This window comes from Paraburkholderia franconis (genome assembly GCF_009362735.1).
In the GTDB taxonomy this organism is placed as follows: Bacteria; Pseudomonadota; Gammaproteobacteria; order Burkholderiales; family Burkholderiaceae; genus Paraburkholderia; species Paraburkholderia franconis.
Window position 1 is genome coordinate 1 of record NZ_WHNP01000097.1, and the last position, 21,066, is coordinate 21,066.

The 21,066-nt window shown below is 62.8% G+C and carries 19 protein-coding genes and 5 pseudogenes; 7 read left to right on the top strand and 17 right to left on the bottom strand.

Annotated features, from left to right (window positions below; translation table 11 throughout):
- Positions 1–136: pseudogene (locus tag GCT13_RS42240) on the top strand (IS5/IS1182 family transposase); the annotation flags it as partial.
- A gap of 242 nt (positions 137–378) precedes the next feature.
- Here the strand turns inward: GCT13_RS42240 and GCT13_RS42245 are convergent.
- The 4 genes and pseudogenes from GCT13_RS42245 to GCT13_RS42260 form a co-directional block, all read right to left on the bottom strand.
- Positions 379–488 (bottom strand): annotated as a pseudogene (locus tag GCT13_RS42245) (IS6 family transposase); the annotation flags it as partial.
- A 109-nt stretch (positions 489–597) separates the two neighbouring features.
- A complete protein-coding gene (locus tag GCT13_RS42250; RefSeq protein WP_321574983.1) occupies positions 598–2,001 on the bottom strand; it encodes an MFS transporter in 1,404 nt (467 codons plus the stop codon).
- Between the two features lie 41 nt (positions 2,002–2,042).
- On the bottom strand, positions 2,043–2,927 hold the full coding sequence (locus tag GCT13_RS42255; RefSeq protein WP_227747299.1) for an isocitrate lyase/PEP mutase family protein: 885 nt from the start codon (positions 2,925–2,927) through the stop codon (positions 2,043–2,045).
- A gap of 64 nt (positions 2,928–2,991) precedes the next feature.
- Positions 2,992–4,119, bottom strand: coding sequence for a TauD/TfdA family dioxygenase (locus tag GCT13_RS42260; RefSeq protein ID WP_227747300.1), 1,128 nt, complete (start codon positions 4,117–4,119; stop codon positions 2,992–2,994).
- A 145-nt stretch (positions 4,120–4,264) separates the two neighbouring features.
- Here GCT13_RS42260 and GCT13_RS42265 point away from each other — a divergent pair, with 145 nt between their 5' ends.
- Positions 4,265–5,140 carry a LysR family transcriptional regulator gene (locus tag GCT13_RS42265; protein WP_152767751.1) on the top strand — a complete coding sequence of 292 codons (876 nt, stop codon included), beginning with the start codon at positions 4,265–4,267 and terminating at the stop codon, positions 5,138–5,140.
- A 325-nt stretch (positions 5,141–5,465) separates the two neighbouring features.
- Here the strand turns inward: GCT13_RS42265 and GCT13_RS42275 are convergent, their stop codons facing one another.
- The 11 genes from GCT13_RS42275 to GCT13_RS42325 form a co-directional block, all read right to left on the bottom strand.
- Positions 5,466–5,789 carry a CcdB family protein gene (locus tag GCT13_RS42275; protein WP_193727918.1) on the bottom strand — a complete coding sequence of 108 codons (324 nt, stop codon included), beginning with the start codon at positions 5,787–5,789 and terminating at the stop codon, positions 5,466–5,468.
- Positions 5,789–6,079 carry a type II toxin-antitoxin system CcdA family antitoxin gene (locus GCT13_RS42280; protein WP_227747301.1) on the bottom strand — a complete coding sequence of 97 codons (291 nt, stop codon included), beginning with the start codon at positions 6,077–6,079 and terminating at the stop codon, positions 5,789–5,791. Before GCT13_RS42280 ends, GCT13_RS42275 begins: the two co-directional genes overlap by 1 nt.
- Before the next feature lie 329 nt (positions 6,080–6,408).
- Positions 6,409–6,762, bottom strand: coding sequence for a RidA family protein (locus tag GCT13_RS42285; protein ID WP_152767754.1), 354 nt, complete (start codon positions 6,760–6,762; stop codon positions 6,409–6,411).
- 87 nt (positions 6,763–6,849) lie between these two features.
- Positions 6,850–8,016, bottom strand: coding sequence for an NAD(P)/FAD-dependent oxidoreductase (locus GCT13_RS42290; RefSeq protein WP_152767768.1), 1,167 nt, complete (start codon positions 8,014–8,016; stop codon positions 6,850–6,852).
- 7 nt (positions 8,017–8,023) lie between these two features.
- Entirely contained in the window at positions 8,024–9,454 is a 1,431-nt protein-coding gene (locus GCT13_RS42295; protein ID WP_152767755.1) for an FAD/NAD(P)-dependent oxidoreductase, read from the bottom strand.
- A complete protein-coding gene (locus GCT13_RS42300; protein ID WP_152767756.1) occupies positions 9,444–9,791 on the bottom strand; it encodes a (2Fe-2S)-binding protein in 348 nt (115 codons plus the stop codon). Before GCT13_RS42300 ends, GCT13_RS42295 begins: the two co-directional genes overlap by 11 nt.
- A gap of 7 nt (positions 9,792–9,798) precedes the next feature.
- Positions 9,799–10,935, bottom strand: coding sequence for an NAD(P)/FAD-dependent oxidoreductase (locus tag GCT13_RS42305; protein ID WP_152767757.1), 1,137 nt, complete (start codon positions 10,933–10,935; stop codon positions 9,799–9,801).
- The gene (locus GCT13_RS42310) at positions 10,932–11,729 is read right to left on the bottom strand and encodes an ABC transporter permease (RefSeq protein ID WP_152767758.1); all 798 of its coding nucleotides are present in this window, start codon (positions 11,727–11,729) and stop codon (positions 10,932–10,934) included. The genes GCT13_RS42305 and GCT13_RS42310 overlap by 4 nt, the downstream gene beginning before the upstream one ends.
- A gap of 18 nt (positions 11,730–11,747) precedes the next feature.
- Positions 11,748–12,620 (bottom strand): ABC transporter permease, encoded by an 873-nt coding sequence (locus GCT13_RS42315; protein ID WP_152767759.1) that lies wholly within the window; start codon positions 12,618–12,620, stop codon positions 11,748–11,750.
- Positions 12,607–13,677: an ABC transporter ATP-binding protein gene (locus GCT13_RS42320; RefSeq protein ID WP_152767760.1), complete on the bottom strand. Its 1,071-nt coding sequence runs from the start codon at positions 13,675–13,677 to the stop codon at positions 12,607–12,609. The genes GCT13_RS42315 and GCT13_RS42320 overlap by 14 nt, the downstream gene beginning before the upstream one ends.
- 50 nt (positions 13,678–13,727) lie before the next feature.
- Positions 13,728–14,792, bottom strand: a complete 1,065-nt coding sequence (locus GCT13_RS42325) for an ABC transporter substrate-binding protein (RefSeq protein ID WP_152767761.1) — start codon at positions 14,790–14,792, stop codon at positions 13,728–13,730.
- A gap of 140 nt (positions 14,793–14,932) precedes the next feature.
- Between GCT13_RS42325 and GCT13_RS42330 the strand changes: the two genes are divergently transcribed.
- Positions 14,933–15,874, top strand: a complete 942-nt coding sequence (locus GCT13_RS42330; protein WP_152767762.1) for a LysR substrate-binding domain-containing protein — start codon at positions 14,933–14,935, stop codon at positions 15,872–15,874.
- Positions 15,875–16,104: 230 nt separating this feature from the next.
- Here GCT13_RS42330 and GCT13_RS42335 read toward each other — a convergent pair whose 3' ends face one another.
- Entirely contained in the window at positions 16,105–16,428 is a 324-nt protein-coding gene (locus GCT13_RS42335) for a hypothetical protein (protein WP_152767763.1), read from the bottom strand.
- Between the two features lie 47 nt (positions 16,429–16,475).
- On the opposite strand from GCT13_RS42335, the pseudogene GCT13_RS42340 reads away from it, so the two are divergent.
- From GCT13_RS42340 to GCT13_RS50110, 3 genes and pseudogenes are all read left to right on the top strand, one after another.
- A pseudogene (locus GCT13_RS42340) lies at positions 16,476–17,199 on the top strand (IS6 family transposase); the annotation flags it as partial.
- 45 nt (positions 17,200–17,244) lie between these two features.
- Positions 17,245–17,936 (top strand): IS6 family transposase gene (locus tag GCT13_RS42345; protein ID WP_227747302.1). Its coding sequence is split into 2 segments (ribosomal slippage): positions 17,245–17,305 and positions 17,305–17,936, totalling 693 coding nucleotides; the frame shifts between segments, so codons are not numbered across the junction.
- A 57-nt stretch (positions 17,937–17,993) separates the two neighbouring features.
- A pseudogene (locus tag GCT13_RS50110) lies at positions 17,994–18,128 on the top strand (IS5/IS1182 family transposase); the annotation flags it as partial.
- Between the two features lie 1,214 nt (positions 18,129–19,342).
- Here the strand turns inward: GCT13_RS50110 and GCT13_RS42350 are convergent.
- A complete protein-coding gene (locus GCT13_RS42350; RefSeq protein WP_152767765.1) occupies positions 19,343–19,570 on the bottom strand; it encodes a hypothetical protein in 228 nt (75 codons plus the stop codon).
- Between the two features lie 1,111 nt (positions 19,571–20,681).
- On the opposite strand from GCT13_RS42350, the pseudogene GCT13_RS42355 reads away from it, so the two are divergent.
- A pseudogene (locus GCT13_RS42355) lies at positions 20,682–21,066 on the top strand (hypothetical protein); the annotation flags it as partial.

Here is a 21,066-nt window from a genome sequence, read left to right on the forward strand (position 1 = left end):
GGTCGGTCGGATCCGGCAGACGGTGTATCGCGGCATCAAGCGGGTCGACCAGCACTTCAAGCTGACAATGGTCGCGAGCAATCTCACGCGCATGGCGCGAATAATGGGCGCGGGGCATACCGGAGCGGTGCAATGAGCCGCCGATGCGCGCGGCCCGCGAGGCCTGGCATCCCCGCGCAGGCGCGTTGCCTGCGCAAACTGATCGGCGCATCCGGATTTCAGTTGGAAATTGCACACGAAACACTCCTGATCATCGCTTCGGTCCTCATGACGAGGTGCTTTTCAACAACCTGCTAGGCGACGCTCACAACGTCGAGGGCCCACAACACGGGAGCGGCGAAAGCGGTGGCGTGGACGATGCGATCACAGCGCACTTACGCGGATCGTTTCGTACGTATCCACGACGCCACGCTCGAGCAACAACTCCTCGATGTCGCGCTGACTCAGCTGAACCGGAAGTACCTGCGAACCGCGCAACTGATGACGATAGCAGGGAAGCGGTGGCCGTGATAAAGCGATTTCGTTTTTTCATCGCTTTATTCTACCGCCACGTCTCCAATAACCTGACAGTGCCCCGCGCAGCGCAAGTAACTGGATCTATTGGCGCGAAGCTGATACGGCAGCCTCCGCAGCAGCGCAGTTCCCAGCGTGCGCAGCCGTATTCCGATCTTCGATGAGTTCAAGCGACTGGGACCGCGTCTCCATGCCAAACACCGTGACGACCAGTGCCTGCAGCACTAGCAACGTGGCTACGCTGAAGGCAACATAACGGATGCCCCCGGCCTCATAAGTCATCAATGCAATCGCAGGCGCGCAAAAAGAAGCGATCCGGCCGAGCACGGCGCAAAACCCGTTGCCTCGCAACCGGTATCGTGTGCCGAACAGCTCCGGGATATAGCAGGCCACGGCCAACGCCACAATCGTGTAAAGGCAGCAAAAAAGCAGAAAGCCAATTACCGCCGCAATCCACGGCGAGGTCGAGAGCGCATAACAAACGCCCATCACCGCGCCCGCGAGCGACGCGATCGCCACGCATCGCCGCCGCCCAAACCGATCAGTGCACAGTACGCCAATGCCCGCACCTACCGGTCCGCCCAATGACATCACCATGCTGTACCCAAGCGACGAAGAAAGACTCACCCCTTGCTTGAGCAGGAAGGTCGGCACCCACGTGACAAAGCTATAGATCGCAATGCCGATTACAATCGATATCGTCGAGCCCACGAGCGTACGCGTCCTGACCTCGCGAGTGAAGAGCACCGAGAGCGGAGGCGCGGGCTCACTTCCATCCGCCGTCTGCGCAAACCCAGACGCGCGATAACCCTTGCCGTGCACCTGCTCTTCAATCTGCGTGACGATGCGATCGGCTTCGTCGAGTCGTCCTTCGGTTGCAAGCCAGCGCGGCGATTCCGGCATCGACTTGCGCGCAATCCACACGAGCAGGGCGCCCGCGCCGGAGATGAAGAACATCGAGCGCCAGCCTGCAAGCGGAATCAGGAAATAGCCGGTGAGAGACGATACAAAGAGCGCCGTATTCGTGACGAGCGAAAGCAGGGCCGAATAGCGACCGCGTTCGCGCGGTGGCGTGAATTCGATGAGCGTCGAATAGCCGACCACGATCTCCGCGCCGAGTCCGATGCCCATGATGAACCGAAACAGGATGAGCCAGTTCATCGAGGTGGCGAGACCACCCGCAATCGACGCAAGCCCGAACACGAGCAGGTTGGTCTGATACGTGAAGCGCCGCCCGAAGCGGTCGCCGAGCAGGCCGGCGAGCGTGCCGCCGACCGCCATGCCGATAAACGTGCTCGAAATGAAATAGCCATTGAGCGTCAGGTTCGACATGCCGTTGTGTACGAGCGCACCAAGCACCGAGCCGGCAAGCGTGATGTCGAAGCTGTCGAAGAACATGCCGGCTGCGATCAGCCACAGCATGCGCCGGTGAAACGCGCTGATCGGCAATGCGTCCAGACGCATGCCGATGGATGCCGGTGAAATCACATTTGTCTCCTGTCCTTATATTGTCGTATGGGGCCAGCTCTTCAGCGAGGTGGGTCGAGAAAGCGCGTGCGCAGCGCATCCCACTCCTCGGCGCCCATGCGCCGAAAGCGTTCTTTCGCCGTGAGCGCCGTGCTCGAGGCAGGCGGAACGCCAGTTTCCCTGAGAGCGGCAAGCTCGCGCTCACATGTCTGCATGACGCTCGCCAGCAACAGGCTCGGCATGATCGCGAGACGATAGCCGAGTTCTTCGAGTTCCGGGAGAGACATGTCCGGGCTCTTGCCGCCACGCACGACGTTGAAGAGACAGGGTCCCCTTACGGAGCGCGCAATCGCCGAAATCTGGTCGCGATCGTGCGGTGCTTCCACAAAGGCCAGGTCTGCGCCGGCATCGAGTGCGGCGTTCACGCGCGAGATGGCGTCGTCGAGGCCATTCACGCCGTTTGCATCGGTACGCGCGATCAACACGAAGTCGGGATCGCGCCTCGCGGCAAGCGCCGCCCGGATCTTCGCGACGAACTCTTTTACGGAAACCAGCTCCTTGCCGTCCAGATGCCCGCAGCGTTTCGGCGACACCTGGTCTTCGATGTGGATGCCGGCGACGCCCGCCTGTTCATATGCGTTCACGGCACGCGTCACATTGAGCTCGTTGCCAAAGCCAGTGTCCGCATCCGCAATCAGTGGCACGGACGTGCATGCGACGATGCGCGCGGCGTTCGCCACCATCTCCGTCATGGTGAGCAGGCCGTAATCCGGCAGGCCGTACGTGGCTGCAGTGCCCGCGCCCGTCATGTACAAAGCACGAAAGCCTGCCTGTTCGGCGAGCCGTGCGGTGATGCCATCGTAGACGCCAGGCGCAGCCAGGAGTGGCCCATCCTTCAGCATCTGTCGCAGCCGGCTCGTGGCCCGGCCTCCCCGCGATTCGTTCAAAGTCACTGCCTCCTTGGTGGCCGCGCGCGGTGAGCCGCGCGAGCGGTATTGCGGCTTGCGCGAATCAGGCGGTTTGTGGCTCGCCTTCAAATGGCGTCCATTCGGACAGCGGCATGCTCATGTACGCAGCCTGACGCTTTTCGTACGCTTCGAACTGGGAGGTGCGATGGCTGCCGCGCAGGCCCCCGCGCACGGCGCCTGCCCGCACGTCGCTGAAATACTCGCGCCAGTTGGATGGCAAGGGCTGCGCGCCCGGCACTGCGAGCCACAGGCGCAGCAGGTGCCGCTTCATGTCGAAATCTTCGTGGTCTTCGAAGCTGGTACGCGAATGGATGGTGACGTAGTTGTTGAGCAACTGGAGGTCGCCGCGTTCGAGCCACATTGAAAAGCAGAAGCGTGGATCGGGCATCAGCTCGTCGAGCAGGTCGAGCGCTTCCGTTTGCGCGGCGGTCAGACGCGGTACGTCATCGAAATCCCTCTGCGCCGCAATTACGTTCTTGCGGTTCAGGCGCATGGCAAACCACTCGGGCTCGCTGCCGACAATCGGGCAGCAGTACCACGGGCGCTGTGCCGGATCTTGTGCGCCCTGATAGCTGTAGTAGAACGGACCGCGCAGCACTTGCGCGAGGTCCGGACGGCGCCGCATGACTTCTTCGTAGACGGCGAGTGAACTCACGACCTTGCTCTCGCCGCCGCTGCGTGCGGTGCGACGGCACAGAAGACCCACCACGTCGCTGGAATCCATGTGGAAGTCGAGCGACGCACTGGTGTTGTAGCCGCGGCCATTCGTCGTCTTGTAGGTCGAACCGACATCGCGCACGTCGTTGAGCACCTCGCTCGCGCGGTTCTGCGTACGCGCGACGCCCATGTGCAGGCTCATCCCCCAGTAAGCGAGGCGCGTTTCTTCTTCGGTCCAGCGGTCGACGGGAAAACCTTTAAGCAGGCACATGCCCCAGCGGCCTTGCGTCGTCGCAATCGCGCACTCGAGTGCGTGGCGTGCAGCGTCGCCCAGCGGAAAGTCGTCGGGTGTCATGTCGAGCAGCGGGCGGTTCAGCTTCCTCGCGTGCGCGAGGGCGACTTCGAAACCGTCGACCTCCTGTGCGGTAAGACGCTGAATCCACGAGGTCTCACGCTCTGCGTCGGCGGCAAGCCATGCCGTGGGACGGTTCGAAAGTCGAGAAGAGGAATTCAACGGCGCTGTCTCCATGGTTTCCGTAATGGGCGCGCGGCCGAACCGTTGTCAGGTCTGCCCGGCCGCGCGAATCTTGAAAAAAGTATAGGCGCGGCGGATAGTGAGCAAAAGTGACGTTATTTCAAGGCTCTCATAAGGATTTTTGATGAAGCTAGAAGCGTTTTCGACGCTTGAAGCCGTGCTTGCAGAAGGCTCGTTCGCGGCCGCGGCGACCGTCATGAATCTCACGCCCAGCGCGGTGAGCATGCAGATGAAGCATCTCGAGCAGTACCTCGGTCAGCCGCTTTTTCATCGCTCAGGCTTGCAGGTGCGCGCGACCGAGGCGGCGCATCAGGTGATGGCGGCCATGCGTGACGGGCTCCATCAGATCGACGCCATGCGCAGGCGCCACACGACGGCGGTGGAGGGCACGCTGCGGCTTGGCCTCATCGAGTCAATCCAGCCCGTGCTGTTGCCGGGCACCATGCGCCGGCTGCGCGATCTGCATCCGCGACTCGCAGTGCGCCCGCGCCGCGGGCGCAGTTCCGGTCTCACCGACGACGTCAAGGCCGGTCAGCTCGACGCCGCCGTGGTCGCACAGCCGGAGACGGGGCGCGTGGCAGGGCTTTCATGGTCGCCGCTTCTCACGCGCGAGTTGCTGCTGATTGCACCGCCGGAGGAGCGGGGCGCGACGGCCCAGGATCTCCTTGCCCGCTACGACTGGATTCGCTATGACCGGCAAACGACGACGGGCGCCATGGCCGCGCGCTACGTGCGCCGGCTGATGCCCGCAAAGCGCAGCGCGCTTGAACTCGACAGCGTGACGGCCATTGTCGCGATGGTAAGCGAAGGGCTTGGCGTGTCGGTCGTGCAGATCATGGACCCCGGCGTATGCGAGATGTACCCCGTCGAGATTTTGCGTCTCGGCACTTCGCTGCAGATCTCAGTGGTCACCCGCAAGGACGATGTGGACCATCGCGGCCTGCTTGCGCTGCGCGAGGCGATGGAGCACGTCGTGAGAGCACGAGGCCAACGAACCTAAGGTTGATGGACCGGTAGTCCGGTTCCAGACAATCCGATCGCTAATGTCGCTCGCGCGTAAGTGTGGGGCTTACGAGGGTCGGCGCCCTGCGTGCGGCGAGAATGCGTCGGATGGTCACCAAAGGATTGCTCGGCCGCCGTACTCCGATTCTGCCTGCGCAGCACATGAAACGCGGCAGTTTGGACGCCCGGTTGTCTGCAAACAGAGGAAAGATAAGGTTTGCCTGATCCTGCACATCGTTCGAGGGCGGCAGCAAGCGCAGCGTCACCGACATGCCGACGCGCGTCGGGCGGTCCTTCTCGTTGTAGACGCTGATGAAGTGGGATCAGTACGCGCCGAATAGACGGTCGAGCGCAGCACTGATCCGGTCCTGTTCATCTCTGAGCGTGCCGATAGCAGGGCCGAGATCACTCGTCCTGAACGCGCCGAGCAACGGCGTTTCCAGCACGAACTGTTCTCCCTCGATATCGATGATGGGCGAGAGATCCTGCGCAACCTTGCTCGCCGTGTAATTGCCGGCTACGCGCGTCAAGGGAATGACGACGCGCGATATGAGATTGCCGAGATGGTCGCTTTGCACGTCAAGCAGAAACGGTGAGTTGACCCTGGATCTTGACGAAGGGTTATTGTAAAGGTCAAAACGCGCCATCAAAACATCCGGTACTCTTCCAGGGGCAAGCCGTCACGCTCGATACGCGCATTCATTTCCGCGATGAAATTCGCGTTCTTTTCCGCCCAAGCGCGAGCCTCGGCCGCCTGAACTTCTTCGCGCAAGCCGCGTTCGCTCGCCCGCGAAACGTTGACGTTCAGTTCCCTGGCGCGCTCGAGCAGATCCGTCGGAAGCGAAACGTTGGTAGCTTTGCGCGTAACCTTTGATGGGGCATGTGCTTTAGCGGCCCGCTTGACGGCACCTGGTTGCACCACAGGCGTATCAATCATGTGCATCTCCGATGTGCATGAACCATGCGCATAGTTTGCCATACCCTGCCGACACGAGCACAACCTTCGGACTGATTTTGTCTGTTCCTTGAAATTTCGAGAGGAAATAATCTCGGCGCCCGGGCACGTCGGGATGCTAACTGCGCCGCAGCCGGCGTGAGGCAGGCTGAGATAATAAGCGTGCGAAATAATTTGACACATCGCGTTGTTCTGGAGCGCATCGTCGTCCGGCTCGTGAGCATGACGCGGCATCCAAAGCAGTCTGTCAGCGCACTCGAGTGCGAAACCGTCGACTCCCCTGCGCCGTAATACGGGTTCTTCGCCCGACGCTATGCCACGCCAATAACCGCAATTTCGACAAGCAACTCGGGCGCGGCGAGCCTGGCTTCAACGGTCGCACGAGTCGGCGCGCAGCCGGCCGGTATCCACGCATCCCACACGCTGTTCATCCCCGCAAAGTCGCGCTCGATGTTGGCAAGCCACACCTGGGCGGACACGAGGCGCGACTTGTCGATGCCTGCTTTCTCCAGGAAGCTCTCGATCTTATCGAGCACGCTGGCAGTCTGCACCTTCACGTCCGGCGTCTTGTCGTTCGACGTCTGGCCGCCGACGAACACGAGTCCCGCCGCCTTGACGACACGGCTCATGCGTTGATTCGTTTCGATTCTCACGATATCGGACATACGCTGGTTTGCTCCTTTGCATGGTCGAAGGGATTGGTTGCCGCAGTTTCGCGCGGCAGGAAGGCGCGCCCGGGCAGGGCGCGTGAATCAGTGTGTGACGGCACTTGCCTCCTGATCCGGCGTGTCATGCACGGTGAAGCGGTCGATCGCGAACGCGTCGAGCGGCAACGAAGCCTCGCCGTCGAGCACGAGTTCGGACACGAGCCGTCCGCATCCGGGTCCAAGCTGGAATCCGCTGCCACAATAGCCGAACGAATAGACGAGATTCGATGCGCGGCGGCTCGCGGAGATGACGGGCAGCGAGTCGTCGGTGAAGGCTTCGACGCCCGCCCACGCGCGATTGATGCCGAGATGCCGCAAATGCGGAAACAGGTCGACAACGGTATTTGCGCTGCGCACCAGGCGCGCGAAGTCAACTTCACCATGCCGGCCAGCCAGGTCGGCAATGCCGATCAACTTCCCCCCGATCACGACCGTCCCATTGTCGAACTGCTTGAACGACAGCGGACGCCCCGTTGCGCCGAGCGTCGCGCGGCAGAACGGCGCGACGCGATGTGTGACCATCAGCATCAGGCCTTCGGGGTGAACGGGCACGCGCTCGCCGACCTGCTTGGCGAGTTGGCCCGCCCATGCACCCGCCGTGATCACGAGCTTCTCCGCGCTGAACAGGCCGCGCGGCGTGTGCGCGAACCAACGCGTGCCGCGCTGCTCGATGCGGCGGGCGCTCGTGCCTTCGAAGAACTCTGCGCCGTGTCGTTGCGCGGCGAGCCGAAAGGCCGTCGTGGTCTTATAGGGCAACGCGTAGCCGTCGCGCTCGACCCAGATGCCGCCCGTCACGTGTGGTGCGAGCGCGGGTTCGAGTTCGCGCACGGTGGCGCGATCGATCAGCTTCTCGTGCGTGAAGCCGTGCGCTTCGAGCAGCACGACGCGCGCGCGACATTCGTCGAGCTCGGCGTCCGTTTCCGCGATCTTGAGTTGCCCGGAAGGCACGAAGCCGCCGTCGTCGGCAATCGTGTCGCGCAACGTGTGCCAGATTTCACGCGACATCAGCGCAAGCGGAATTTCAGGCAGCGGCCGCCCGAGTGTGCGCACGCCGCCAGCGTTGACGCCCGACGAATGCCGCCCGACGTAGTCGGCTTCGAGCACGATCACTTTTGCGCCGCGCACTGCCATATGGAACGCGCTGCTCGACCCGTGCAGGCCGCCGCCGATCACGAGCACATCGGCTTCGCGCGGCGAGCCGGAGGTGGACATGGCGGTGTCATTCACCGGCGAGTTCTCCAAGTGTGAGCGGCTTGATCGGCGGACGGATGCGGTAGTAGCCCACTTCGGCCGGCGACACCTTGCGGGCATTCGCGATGATTTCGGTGACAGTCAGGCCGCACATGCGTCCCTGGCACGGTCCCATGCCGCAGCGTCCAAACGATTTCGCCTGGTTCGGGCCAAGGCAGCCCAGCTCGACAAAGCCGCGCACGTCACCCGCCGTCACTTCCTCGCAGCGGCAGACGATCACGTCGTCTCGTGGAATGCGGTTGGCGTCGCGCGGACGGTACAGGCTGTCCAGGAACGGACGGATGCGCAGCACCTGCGCGAGCACGCGGCGATGCGGTGCGGCTTCGCGATCGCGCGTGGCGGCATCGATTGCGCCCAGCTGGCACGCGGCCTGGAGCGCGCTCAACGCACCCTGTTCGGCCGCTGCCAGCGCGCCGCCGATCCCGCCGCCGTCGCCCGCGATGAAGATGCCGGGCACGTCGAGCTCGCCCCATGCATCGGCGGAAGGCGCGAAGCACAGCTGTGCTGCGTCCCAGTGGTGTTGCGCGCGCAACGAGAGCGTGAACTGCGTGTTCGGCACGACGCCCTGATGCAGCAGGATTACCTTGGCTTCGACACGGTGCGCGCGTCCCTGCGACGTGAAGCACAGCGCGGCGGCGCGCTCGACGCCGTCGCCGTCCTTCGTCGACCCGATACGCAGATCGTCGGCGGCTTCGTGGATGGGCACGCCTGCATCGCGCAGCGTGCGTATCAGTTGCAAGCCCTTGCTCAGAAACGGCCACGCTCGCAGCGCGGACAGCAGATACTTTTTCGCGCGCCAGCGGTCCTCGTGACGCGTCGTGTCGACGAGCGCGCGGATCGGCACGCCGGCGCGCGCGTACTGCCAGCCGAGCAGATACAGCAGCGGCCCGCAGCCCGCCAGCACCGGTGGCTCAGTGGGCACTTCGCCCGCGCTTTTCAGCAGGATTTGCGCGGCGCCCGCCGTCAGCACGCCGGGCAGCGTCCAGCCGGGAATCGGGAACGGACGCTCGAGCGCGCCTGTCGCGAGAATCACGCGCTGCGCGTCGAAGCTGCCGACCTTGCCGTCTTTGAGGTAATGCACGGAACATTCGCGCGTGACCTGCCACACCGACGCGTGGGCGACATGCCGCGCGCCGGAGCGTGCGAACGCATCGGCGATGGCGGCGCCCGCCGCGTAGTCGGGGCCGAGAATCTCCTTGCGGCGCACGTCGGCGCGGCCGATCGCTCGATAGATCTGCCCGCCGACGGCATCCTGCTCATCGAGCAGCACGACGGATAGCCCCGCGCTCGCCGCGCGTGTCGCCGCGCTCATGCCGGCGGGACCGGCGCCGACTACGACGACATCGACGGCTTCGGCGGCGAAGCCGGACACGAGCCCTGCATCGTATTCAGCGGCCATGAGCATCCTCCAGTGATACAGCGACAGGCGGCAGATCGCGCGCGCCTTCCTGCGAACGGATGCGCATTCCATCGCGCACGGTCACCATGCAGCTTTGCCGGCTCGGCACGCCGTCGATCTCGACGAGACACTCGAAGCACGCGCCCATCATGCAATACGGCGCGCGCGGCGCGCCCGAGACGGGCGTCGCGCGAAAGCGCGCAATGCCGGCGGCAAGCAGCGCCGCGGCCACCGACCGGCCGCCCGGCACGCGCAGCGGCTGATCGTTGAACCAGATGTCGACGGACGCGTCGGCGCCGGGCAGGGCCTTGAATAGTGGTAGCGGTGTGGAAGTCATGGCGGATTCAGTGAGCGGGAATGTGAGCAGCGGATTCGGTGAAGCGGCTGCCCGAGAAGGCGGGAATTTCGTCGGGCATCGCGCCACCAGCGATCCACGGCGCGACGCGCAGAGCGTGCGCTGCGGCGAGCGTCACGCCGCTATGGCACGTGACGACGAATGCGCCCGGATGACGCGCAGACTCGTCGTAGATCGGAAAGCCGTCCGGGCTGTAGACCCGCAGTGCGGCCCAGGTGCGGACCAGCCGCACGTTCTTCAGCAACGGAAATGCGCGCACGCCGCGTCGCGCGATATCGGACAGGACGGGCGTCGTCGTGAAATCGTCGAAGCCAACCTCTTCCATCGAATCGCCGAACTGGATGGTGCCTTCGTCCGTTTGACGGACGTTGAGCGTCGGGTAGTGCAGGAACGGCGCGACGCGCTCGCTGATCAGCACCTGGCCGCGATTCGGCGCGACAGGCGCATGCAGCCCGACGTGCGGCGCAAGCGCGCGATTGCCGAGGCCCGCAGCCAGCACCACGCGCGCCGCGCGATACGTGCCGCGCTTGCCCTGCACGGCGAAACCGCTGCTTTCGGGCGCGATGCGCTGCACCTCCTCGCCGTTGACGAGCTTCACGCCGCGCCTCTGCATGCCCATATGCAGCGCGCGCAGCAGCTTGAGCGGATTGACGTGCCCGTCCATCGGCGTGTAGCTCGCGCCGATCACATCCGGCCCGATCTCCGGCAGGCGTTCGCGCACCTCGCGCGCATCGAGCAGCTGATACGGGTAGTCGCCCAGCTCGCGTTGCAGCGTGCCGAGCCGCTTTGCGCGCTCGGCGAGATCGTCGTCGGAGAAGCAGAAGTGAAAGCCACCTGGCTGACGCAGTGCGACGTCGATGCCCGTTTCGTCGAGCAGCGCCGCGGCAAGCGCCGGCCAGCGCGTCGCAGAGCTGCGCGACCAGCGCGCATACGGCGACAGGCCATAGCCTTTGCCCTGAATCCAGACGAGCCCGAAGTTGCCGCGCGACGCGCGAAACGCGCCGTCGCCCTGATCGAGCACGCTCACGTGCGCGCCTTCGCGCGCGAGGCCCCAGGCGACGGCGGAACCGACCAGCCCGCCGCCCAGCACGAGCACGTCGGGGATGGCGGATGGAGTGCGGGTCATCGAGCTTCTCCGATCAGGATGCGGTCCAGTCCGACCATGCGGTCGAGCAGCACCATCAGCAGGACCGTGCCGACGATCAGCACCGCCGACACGGAAGCGACGAGGGGATCGATGGTCTGCGCGATCTGGTTGTACATGGCGACGGGCAGCGTGGTTGTGCCGGGCGTCGCGACGAAGATGGTCATCGTAAGCTCGTCGAAGCTCTGGATGAACGACAGCACCCAGCCGCCCGCGACGCCCGTGCGGATCATCGGCAGCACGACGCGGCGAAATGCAGTGAAGCGGCTCGCGCCGCACGACAGCGCGGCGCGCTCGGCATCGCGGTCGAGTCCGACGGCCGACGACAGCGCAAGCCGCAGCGCGTACGGCAGCACGATGATCACGTGCGTCGCGACGAGTGCCCAGAACGAGCCGCTCAGGTTCAGCAGCGACAGGAACCGCAGGAATGCGATGCCGAGCACGACGGCAGGGATCATCATCGGCGAGAGGAAGAAGCTCATCAGTGCGGCGCGGCCCGCAAAGCGGTAACGCGCGATCGCAAGCGCGGCGGGCACCGCGAGCGCGACGCCGATCGTCGCTGCCGCGAATGCGAGCCGCACCGACAGCCAGAACGCCGAGACGATGTCGCCGTTGTCGAGGATCGCGCGAAACCAGCGCAGCGACGCGCTGTCGAACGGCATCGAAATGAAGCCCTTGTCGGTGAACGCTACCAGCAGCACGACGACGAGCGGCGCGAGGATGAAAGTGAGGAACAGCGCGTTGAACAGCAGGCCCCAGAATCCGTTCTGTTTCATTGCGTCATCCTCATCGCGTCACTCGAAAATGTGCTTGAAGCGGCGTTCGGCCAGACGGCTGCAACCCATCACGATCGCGATGTTCGCGATCAGCAGCAGCACCGCGATGCTCGCGCCGAGCGGCCAGTTCAGCGTGCCGAGAAACTCGTCGTAGGCGGCCGTCGCGACGACCTTCAGACGGCGGCCGCCGATCAGCGCGGGTGTCGCGAAAGCGGACGCGGACAGCGCGAACACGATGATCGAGCCGGACAGCACGCCGGGCATGATCTGCGGCAGCACCACGCGGCGCAACACGCGCAGAGGCGAGCCGCCGAGCGACAGTCCCGCCCATTCGACCTGCGGATCGAGCTTTTGCAGCGTCGCCCACACGGACATCACCATGAACGGCACCAGCACATGCGTGAGCGCGACGATCATGCCCGTCATCGTGAAGACGAGGCGGATCGGTTCGGACGTGATATGCAATGCCTGCAGCGCGTCGTTGAGCACGCCGTTGTTGCCGAGCAGGATCTGCCAGCCGAGCGTACGCACCACGACCGAAATCAGGAGCGGCCCGAGCACGATCAGCAGGCACAGCGACTGCCACGGCCGCTTCATGCGCGCGAGCACGATCGTCTCGGGCACGCCGAGCAGCACGCTCAGCAGCGTCACGGCCAGCGCGAGGCCCGCCGTGCGCAGGAAGATCTCGCCGTAGTACGGATCGCTCAGCACTTCGACGTAGTTCTTGAACGTGTAGGCGGCCTGCACGCCGGTCACGTCGCTGAAGACGCGAAACGACAGCACCAGCGTCAGCACGAGCGGCACGAAAAGCAGCGCGCCGAACAGTAGCAGCGCGGGCGCCGACAGCAGCCACGGCGCGGCGCCCGCGCGCGAGTCATCAAGCGTTGCCATGGGCGCTCTCCCGTGTCAGCACGCGCAGATCGTCGTCGGTGAACGAGAGACCGACTTCGCGGCCTTCCTCGGGCGGCGGCGCGCCGTAGTTCGGCTGCGCGACATGCAGCTTGCCGAGCTCGGTGTCGACTTCGAGCAGCCATTGATTGCCGATGAACACGCGGGTCGCGATGCGTCCGTGCATACGTGCGTCGCCATTCGCCAGACGTACTTTCTCCGGACGGATGTACACGTGCACCGCGCCCTGCACGTCGCGGCCTTCGTGCGGCACATGCAGCGTCGTGCCTGCGACGTCGACTTCCGCGCAGCGCGGATTGCGCCTGAGCACTTCCCCCGGCAGCGTGTTCGTGCGGCCGAGAAATGTCGATGCGAACGGAGTGGCGGGGCGCTCGTAAGCATCGTACGGCGTGCTCAGTTGCGCGATGCGCCCGCGCTGCATCACGGCGATGCGGTCGCTCATCGTCATCGCTTCGACCTGATCGTGCGTGACAAGGATCGTCGTGATGCCGAGACGCTTCTGGATCGCGCGCAGTTCGATGTGCATTTCCTCGCGCAGCTTCGCGTCGAGATTCGACATCGGTTCGTCGAGCAGCAGCAGTTCGGGCCGCATCGCGAGCGCCCGCGCGATGGCGACGCGCTGGCGCTGGCCGCCCGACAGTTCCTTCGGATAACGCGCGTCGAGCCCTTTGAGGCGCACCAGATCGAGCGCCTCGGCGATGCGCACCGCGCGTTCGTCGCGCCTCATGTTGCGCATCTCGAGGCCGAAGCCGACGTTGCCTGCCACCGTCATGTGCGGAAACAGCGCATAGCTCTGGAACACGACGCCCATGCCGCGCTTTTCGGGCCGCTCGCGCGTGATGTCGCGGCCGCCGAGCGTGATGCCGCCCGCACTCGGCGTGACGAAGCCGGCGACCATCTGCAGCGTGGTCGTCTTGCCGCAGCCGGACGGGCCCAGCAGCGACAGGAATTCGCCGCGTTCGACGGACAGATCGAGTTGCTCGACGGCGGTAAAGTCGCCGTAGCGCTTCGAGATGCCTTGCAGGGTGAGGAAGGTCATAAGCGTCAGTCCTGTTCAGATGCGGACGGCCTGCCTGATCGGCGTCGCGCTTATCGTTCGACCGAGCGGTTCCAGCGCTCCGTCCATTCCGTGCGATGCTGGTTGATCGTGGTCCAGTCCATCGCGGTTAGCTTGCTGACCTGGTCCGGGCCATATGGAACGCGCGCGGCCACTTCGGGCGTCAGCTTGACCGTCTTGTTGACAGGGCCGAGGCCGATAGCTTCCGCCTGCATCGCCTGCACCTGGGGGCTCAGCAGGTACTGGATGAATTCCTGCGAGAGCCTGGGCTGCGCATTCTCCGCGACGGCGCAGGCCGCGACTTGCAGCGCGACGCCGCCTTCCTTCGGATAGACGAACTTGAGCGGAAAGCCCGTGTTCTGCAGCGCGACCGCACGGCCGCTGCCGTAAGGCGCGAGGATCACGTCCCCCGCCTGCATCAGCCCGTCCATTTCGCCGGGCGTGGGCGCCCACGACAGCACATCGGGCGCGACCTGCTTCGTCATCGCGTTGAAGCCCGGGTCGATGTTCTTCTCGCCGCCGCCGTTCAGGCGCGCGAGCATCACGAGCGTATGCAGGCCATACGTGTTGGTGATGGGCGGCACGCCGAGCTTTCCCTTCAGGCGCTTGTCGGTGAGCACCTGCCACGAGCCGGGCGCGGGCAGGCCGAGCTTCCTGAACGCCTGCTCGTTGTAGGCGATGCCCGTCGCCACCATGCCGACGCCCACCGCCGTGGGGCCGAGCCGCGCGAGCGGATAGAGGTCCTTCATCACGGGCGCATCGTCGACCTTCGCGCACAGTCCGAGCTGCATCGCCTGGTACATTGGGCCGTCGTCCATCACCGCGACGTTGATCTGCTGATGACCCTTCTGCGCCTGAAGCTTCGCGAGCGTGTCGCTCGAATTGCCAGCGACGTAGACGATTTTCACGTCATGCGCCTTTTCGAACGGCGGGATGACCTTCTGCCGATAGAGTTGCTCATTGGAGCCACCGACGTTCGCGACGTAGAGAGTCGTTTCAGCGTGGGCATGCAGGGAGGTGATCAGGCAGGCGAGGGACAGGGCAGAGGAGAGGACACGGATCGTGGAACCACAACGGCGACGCAGCATTGCTTGCATGACGACGATCTCCATACGGTGTGGGAGGGCACGCTCTGGCGGCGTGTCGATGGAGCACAGTCTGTCCCGCAATCGTCATATCGTCCAATACGAATAAAATAGCAATCTATACATGGTTGATATGGGTTGGAGACCGACCGATGAACCTGAAACACATTGAGGCGTTTCGTGCCGTCATGGTGGCGGGATCGATGACGGCGGCGGCGAAGGAACTCTTCACGTCGCAGCCGAACGTAAGCCGCCTGATTTCGCAGCTCGAGCGCGAGACGGGCTTGCTGCTGTTTCAGCGTAGCGGTGTGAGACTGATTCCGACCAGCGAGGGCACCGCGTTTTTTCGCGAAGTGGAGCGCGCGTATGTCGGTCTTCAGGGGCTCGCGAATGCCGCTGCGCAGATCCGCAACCTGGGCAGCGGACGTTTGCGCATCGCGGCGATGCCTTCGGCGGGCCTCACGCTCGTGCCTCACGCGATCAAGCGTTTTCAGGCGTTGTATCCCGGCGTGACGGTATCGCTGCATGTGAATACGTCGGGCACGGTCAATCACTGGACGGCGTCGCAGTTCTGCGATCTCGGCGTGGCCGTCTATATCAGCGAGGCATCGAATTGCGATGTCGAACTTCTGTCGAAAGTTGCTGCCGTCTGCGTGATGCCAGCGACGCATCGGCTGGCGAAGAAGGCGGTGATCAAGCCGGCCGATCTGCAAGGGGAGTCGTTCATCTCGCTCTGTCATGGAGATGGCACGCGTGCGCAAATGGATGAAGTATTCGTGCGTGCTGGCGTCGAACGCGTGCTGGCGATCGAGGCGCAATACTCCGCGATCTGCTGCGAGATGGTTCGCTGCGGAATGGGCGTAACGCTTGCTCACCCCGTGGTGGCGCGAGACTTTGCGGGGCCGGATATCGCGATTCGCCCGTTCTCGCCAGCCGTGCTGTTTCCAACCTGGCTGCTGTTTCCTCCACATCGTCCGCGCGAGAGGCTGGCGTCAGCATTCGTGGACGTGCTGCGTGCTGAACATGATCAGGTGGTCAAGGACCAGGCTGCATCAGAGCCATCGCTCGGACGCAGGAGGGCGCGCACAGCCTGACCGCAAACGAATTGCATGTCTCTTCAATGGTCTCGAACCTGCCTGATGCGATGGGGAAACCCGATGAGCGGAAAGCGCAATCGGTGCGGCGTGGATGGCAGCGTGGACGACTCCGACTGTGCCCCGCGCGGTGGCTTCCAGGCATGACTGACAGGCTTGTCATCAGTATGCCAACGTCGCAGAGCAGCGGCATATCAGCCGTGTATCCCACCAGGAACCGGTGCGATCGTTCAGACGATCCTACCGGCATGTTCAATTACCCTGAGCAGACGATGAAGACTTGCCCCACACAAGAGATTCCGGATGTCGTTGCAGTAGTCGGCGAGCGAATTGAGCGAAGCAAGTGTGCGTCGCAGTTCCGTCAGCGCCTGATGCACGTCGGACCGGAGCGGAGAATCCTGCGCAAGCGTCGCGTTCGCGGCATTGAACGATTTCTGGGCGGCTGACAGGGTTGCTCGAGTCTCAGGTATCAGTTCGGTGTCGATCTGCTGGAAAAGCGACGCGGTGGTTCGAAGTGTTTGGTCGAGACTTCGGCCGATGTTGTCGAATGGCACGTGGGGCATTGTCACGTTGGCAAGGGCGGTCGAGTTAAGATGACCAGATGACAAAGACCAAATCGCTCTATCACGGTCACCGGTTCCCTGCGGCAGTCATTAGCTGCGCGTGCGTTGGTACTTCCGGTTTCAGTTGAGCCTGCGCGACATCGAAGCGTTGCTGTTCGAGCGTGGCGTCGTGGTCAGTTATGAAACGATCCGGCGTTGGTGCGATAAATTCGGCACGGGCTTTGCGCATCGCGTTAAGGCTTTCCGGCGCAAATCTGGCGCGACATGGCGCCTCGACGAGGTGTTCGTGACGCTGCGCGGCGAACCCTGGCTGCTGTGGCGTGCTGTCGACCAACACGGCGTCGAACTCGATATTCTTCTCCAGAAGCGCCGCGACAGGACCGCGGCGAAACGGTTCTTCAAGCGCGTTCTCGCCTGCTGTGCCGAAGCACCGCGCAAGATTGTGACCGGCCAACTACGCGGCTATCGGGCCGCGAAAGCCGAAATCGCCGAGCTGGCGAACGTCAAGCATGTATTCGTCAAAGCCAGCGCCCGGGTGAACAGCCGCGCCGAAAACAGTCATCAGCCACGCGGGAACGCGAGCGTCGGATGCGTGGTTTCCGAGTCCCTCAACGCACCCAGGCGTTCCAGTCGAGCTTCGGCCCGATCCGGCAGCACTTCGCGCTCAAGCGACATTTACTGCGCGCCTCGCGTTATCGCAACCAGCTCGCCGCGCGCTTTGTCGCATGGCGTCACTTCAATGAGCTCACCCAAGGTTCGTCCGCTTTGCACTATGATGAGCGGGAAAGACGAACGAATGAAAGCTTGATGAAAACGCTGAATCCGGCCGTGGCAAAGGTGCTCAAGCATCTGCACGACCCGCTCGACGTATCCTGATGTGCGTGCGGTGGTACGTGGCGTATCCGCTGAGCCTACGCCATCTTGAACAGATGATGGCCGAGCGTGGGATTGCGGTCGATCATTCGACCGTGCACCGCCGGGCCGTGAAGCTGTTGCCGGTACTGGAGAAAGCGTTTCGCCGTCGCAAGCGCCCGGTTGGCAAGAGCTGGCGCATGGATGAAACGTACATCAAGGTCAAGGGGCAGTGGAAATATTTATACCGCGCAGTGGACAAGACAGGCAACACGGTCGATTTCCTGCTACGGGCCCATCGTGACAAGGCCGCAGCCCGCCGGTATTTCGAGAAATCGATCGATCAGAACGGGGAACCCGACACCGTGACAATCGACAGGAGCGGCGCCAATCTCGCCGCGCTCGAAGCGATCAATGCCGATCGTGAAGCGCCCATCAATATCCGCCAGTCCAAATATCTCAATAACGTGGTCGAGCAGGACCATCGGGCAATCAAGCGACGCACGCTGGGGTTCAAGACTTTTCGCTGTGCCCGGATCCTTCTGGCCGGCATTGAAGTTATGCACATGATTGCGAAAGGGCAGATGAAGTGTGCTAGCGGAACCCATCCGTCCGCCGCTGAGCAATTCTACGACCTCGCAATATAAGCAGTACTTGTGTATAACAATCTCGCTCGCCCCTCGATCCTTACCGCGACAAAGCCGAACCTGTTTATGTACAGGAAGTCCCGGTAAAGAGGACTGACACAAAATGGTTCGCACTGCGACATGGTGTTTGCGCTGGCCAATCTGGTGATTGCAAAAAAAGCGTTGTTGCAATCAATGGATAACTCCGTCTGAAAGGCGGTATAAGGCGTGAAGACTGGGGCGAAAGCTCCGAAAGATGGAACTCTTCAACTGCCATGTCGCCAAATTTGATTCAGAGGCCGAAATAAATCGACGCCATACCGGCAACGCTGCGTCTGACGTGTTGTTCAGCGTTGCCTGGCGGCGGGCCGACGGGTGCATAGGGATGAAAATTCACAGCGCCCGGCACAGTGCCTTGCCGGCGTCGTCAGGCGCGGGCAGCAAGAAGCTTTCGCTTTTTTCGGCACGGAGGTATGCTGAATGCATACGCAGAACGGGTGCCGAACAGGAGGCAACCATGGAAGCGTGCCTTGCTTGCCAGGCGTTGGTCGGGATGCCTTCAAGGCTCCTTCCGCACAGAGATCTCTTGCGTGTCGGGACTGGTGTTTTTGGTACGCCTCAAAAGCCGATAGCCCGTTACGTCCAGTATCGCTGCAGGTCTTGTGGCACGTGGCTAAATCAGAACACCGCCGAGGGCTCACCGGCCGGTATCTGGTCGGCGTGTGGATTGGCGGCGGCACAGATCCACGAGTCAAAAAATCTGGCGGTTGACGCGAGGAGGGCGGCAGCTGCCGCGGTCGCCGCGGTGATCGGGCGGCCGCGCTAGCGCCGGTCGCACCGGGCGGCGCAAATCCGATTGACGACGCGATCGACTTAGAGATCGCGTAGACCGGTTTGCGGGAGCATCACGCACCCGCTTTCGGAAAACCCGATTTCGCGTGCCTGCGACGTTCGACTATGGCTGGAGGAACTGGCGCGGCACATAATTGTGCACGGCCATCCGTGTTGTTGCGCGAGCTCGCGGGCGTAGCACGGAGCGAGCGACTGGGACCTTGAGTCGCCCACGCATGCCTTCCGGTTCCAGTTCCAGGCGCGCGGCAAACTGGGAAGAACTGGTTCCCGTTCTCCACGGTGCCACGGTGCATGCACAATGTCAGTCTGTTCGGTGGGCGCGGAGGCTACGTAGTAGCGGGCAATATTTATCGACTTGCATGTCGACTCTCATCGTCAGCCGGTGCGTGCAATGGGGTAACAACGTGCGAACTGTGCATGGCGGTCTGGGTGGGCAAGCACCATCGATGAAAGACTTGCCCGTCCGCCATCGCGCGCGAACGGCAGACTTTCGGCAGCCTTGCTGCGAGCGACCTTGGAGGTTGTTACCGCCAGATTTCCACGGCTGGTTAGGTAAGGTCAATTAGTTAGAAACGCTAAGACAATGGATTTCGAAGCTGCCGCCAGCAGATGATGCGGCAGCCGATTTTGACGAGTGCCTCGTATTTTGTCTGGTAGCGATTTTGCCCGGCATGCCAGCGGCGTGCAAATGCGCCGGTGCCTGTCGTGAACGCGGTGGCTAAATCGGCATCGTGCCGCACTGGAACACCGGCCGTCGCATCCCTGCATCGCGCATCTATCGCCGCACCGGTATCAGAAACCACGCCGGTTTCCACCGGACATTCGGGAGACGCAAGGCTATTCGACGGCGTTCCGGTTGGTGGGCTACAAAGGAAGCAGGCCGTGCATAGGCAGGGCAGCGACGCTTCGCTGGAAATTGGCACGCGGGGACGATCCGATTTGCACTCCAAGTATTCGAAGAGTGTAAAAATATAGAGGGATCGAACGTGGAGGCGTTTTATATTAATATTAAAAAAGTGCCGTTCGTAAAAAGTATCCAGACCGATGACAGACGTGTCTTTTGTCCCGAGTTTTGAGGCGGATCGCCTCTATGTGCCGGACATGTAGAAAACGAGAGGACGACTTTACCGGGCATTATTGAAATCGGTCCTTTTCTGCAATGCAGCGGGTTAACACCAGCCGCGTGAACCGCTTATAATTCGCCTGCCCGAAAATTCTTCCGTAAGTGACTCCGTCAGCGTCTTAGCCGCTGCGCATTGAGTAACAGCTACCGAAGAGGGGCGTTGCGTTAGCCAGACATGATTTCGCGGTGAAAAATGCGCGGGATCTAATTGTCTGGTTGTCAATTCCTGCGCCGGTGCTTCACTGCGGAGAGCCGACGCACGGATCCTGGCTGTTCAATTGCAGGATTGCTGTCAGCGTCATCGAACCGTTGAGGTTCGCTGACGGCGCCGTGTCGTCAAACGCAATGCTGGTTTCTGATCCGTCAGTCATCCTGATCGATTGGCGGACGGATGCGTGCACTGACATGTGTGTCACCAAGCAGACGATAGCCGCCGTGACCGTCATCCGACGCGTGTCATACACGAGGTCTGCTGAGCTCCCATCACGCCGCTGTGCGAGTTTCGGCGCACATAGGGCGGATCGATGGCACGTGCTGACATGTCAACTGTAGTTCATGCAAGAGGTGCGTAAGGCGAGCACTGCTCCGTTGCGAGGAATGATTCTCCGGAGCATCTGATTCAGTTCGGCAGTAAGGAGTACGTAATACACGATGGCGGCGCGGGTTTGCGGGTTTAAGCGTGTTGTGCCCTCCGGCTTACTTCTCCTCCTATTCGATAACGCGAAGGTGGGACGGCCTCGAACGATGCCGGACCTCGTGGAAACTGCCTTCAGCTAAACCTACGGACAATGATGAGATATTGGAAACTTCTGGGGGTTGCATCGGCAACTATCCTCGCGTCGTTTGGTGCGGAACACGCGCAGGCTCAAACAACCGTCGGCAGCTCGACGCTTTCGTGCGGCACGGCAACGCAACAGGCGGGCGGCACGCCGAACGGCCTGATCACGGCCGACACGCCGACGAGCGACGGCCTGCGCGTATTTCAGAACAACACGCCGTTCAAGCTCGCGATCACGACGAACGCGCCGAACGCGGATACCGTGGTGTGGTCGATTGCCGATTCGAATGGCGCGATCAAGACGCAGGGTAGCTTCCCCGTGAACGCCGGCGTGCAGACCAACACGATCTCCTGTACGTCGACGTGGTCGGGCTACGGCGCGCTCACGGCCACGCTGC

Coding starts and splice junctions, on each gene's coding strand:
- GCT13_RS42295 (WP_152767755.1), bottom strand. CDS start 9,454: ATGGCCGCTGAATACGATGCAGGGCTCGTGTCCGGCTTCGCCGCCGAA.
- GCT13_RS42315 (WP_152767759.1), bottom strand. CDS start 12,620: ATGGCAACGCTTGATGACTCGCGCGCGGGCGCCGCGCCGTGGCTGCTG.
- GCT13_RS42325 (WP_152767761.1), bottom strand. CDS start 14,792: ATGCAAGCAATGCTGCGTCGCCGTTGTGGTTCCACGATCCGTGTCCTC.
- GCT13_RS42300 (WP_152767756.1), bottom strand. CDS start 9,791: ATGACTTCCACACCGCTACCACTATTCAAGGCCCTGCCCGGCGCCGAC.
- GCT13_RS42265 (WP_152767751.1), top strand. CDS start 4,265: ATGAAGCTAGAAGCGTTTTCGACGCTTGAAGCCGTGCTTGCAGAAGGC.
- GCT13_RS42280 (WP_227747301.1), bottom strand. CDS start 6,079: ATGATTGATACGCCTGTGGTGCAACCAGGTGCCGTCAAGCGGGCCGCT.
- GCT13_RS42320 (WP_152767760.1), bottom strand. CDS start 13,677: ATGACCTTCCTCACCCTGCAAGGCATCTCGAAGCGCTACGGCGACTTT.
- GCT13_RS42305 (WP_152767757.1), bottom strand. CDS start 10,935: ATGACCCGCACTCCATCCGCCATCCCCGACGTGCTCGTGCTGGGCGGC.
- GCT13_RS42330 (WP_152767762.1), top strand. CDS start 14,933: ATGAACCTGAAACACATTGAGGCGTTTCGTGCCGTCATGGTGGCGGGA.
- GCT13_RS42285 (WP_152767754.1), bottom strand. CDS start 6,762: ATGTCCGATATCGTGAGAATCGAAACGAATCAACGCATGAGCCGTGTC.
- GCT13_RS42275 (WP_193727918.1), bottom strand. CDS start 5,789: ATGGCGCGTTTTGACCTTTACAATAACCCTTCGTCAAGATCCAGGGTC.
- GCT13_RS42290 (WP_152767768.1), bottom strand. CDS start 8,016: ATGTCCACCTCCGGCTCGCCGCGCGAAGCCGATGTGCTCGTGATCGGC.
- GCT13_RS42310 (WP_152767758.1), bottom strand. CDS start 11,729: ATGAAACAGAACGGATTCTGGGGCCTGCTGTTCAACGCGCTGTTCCTC.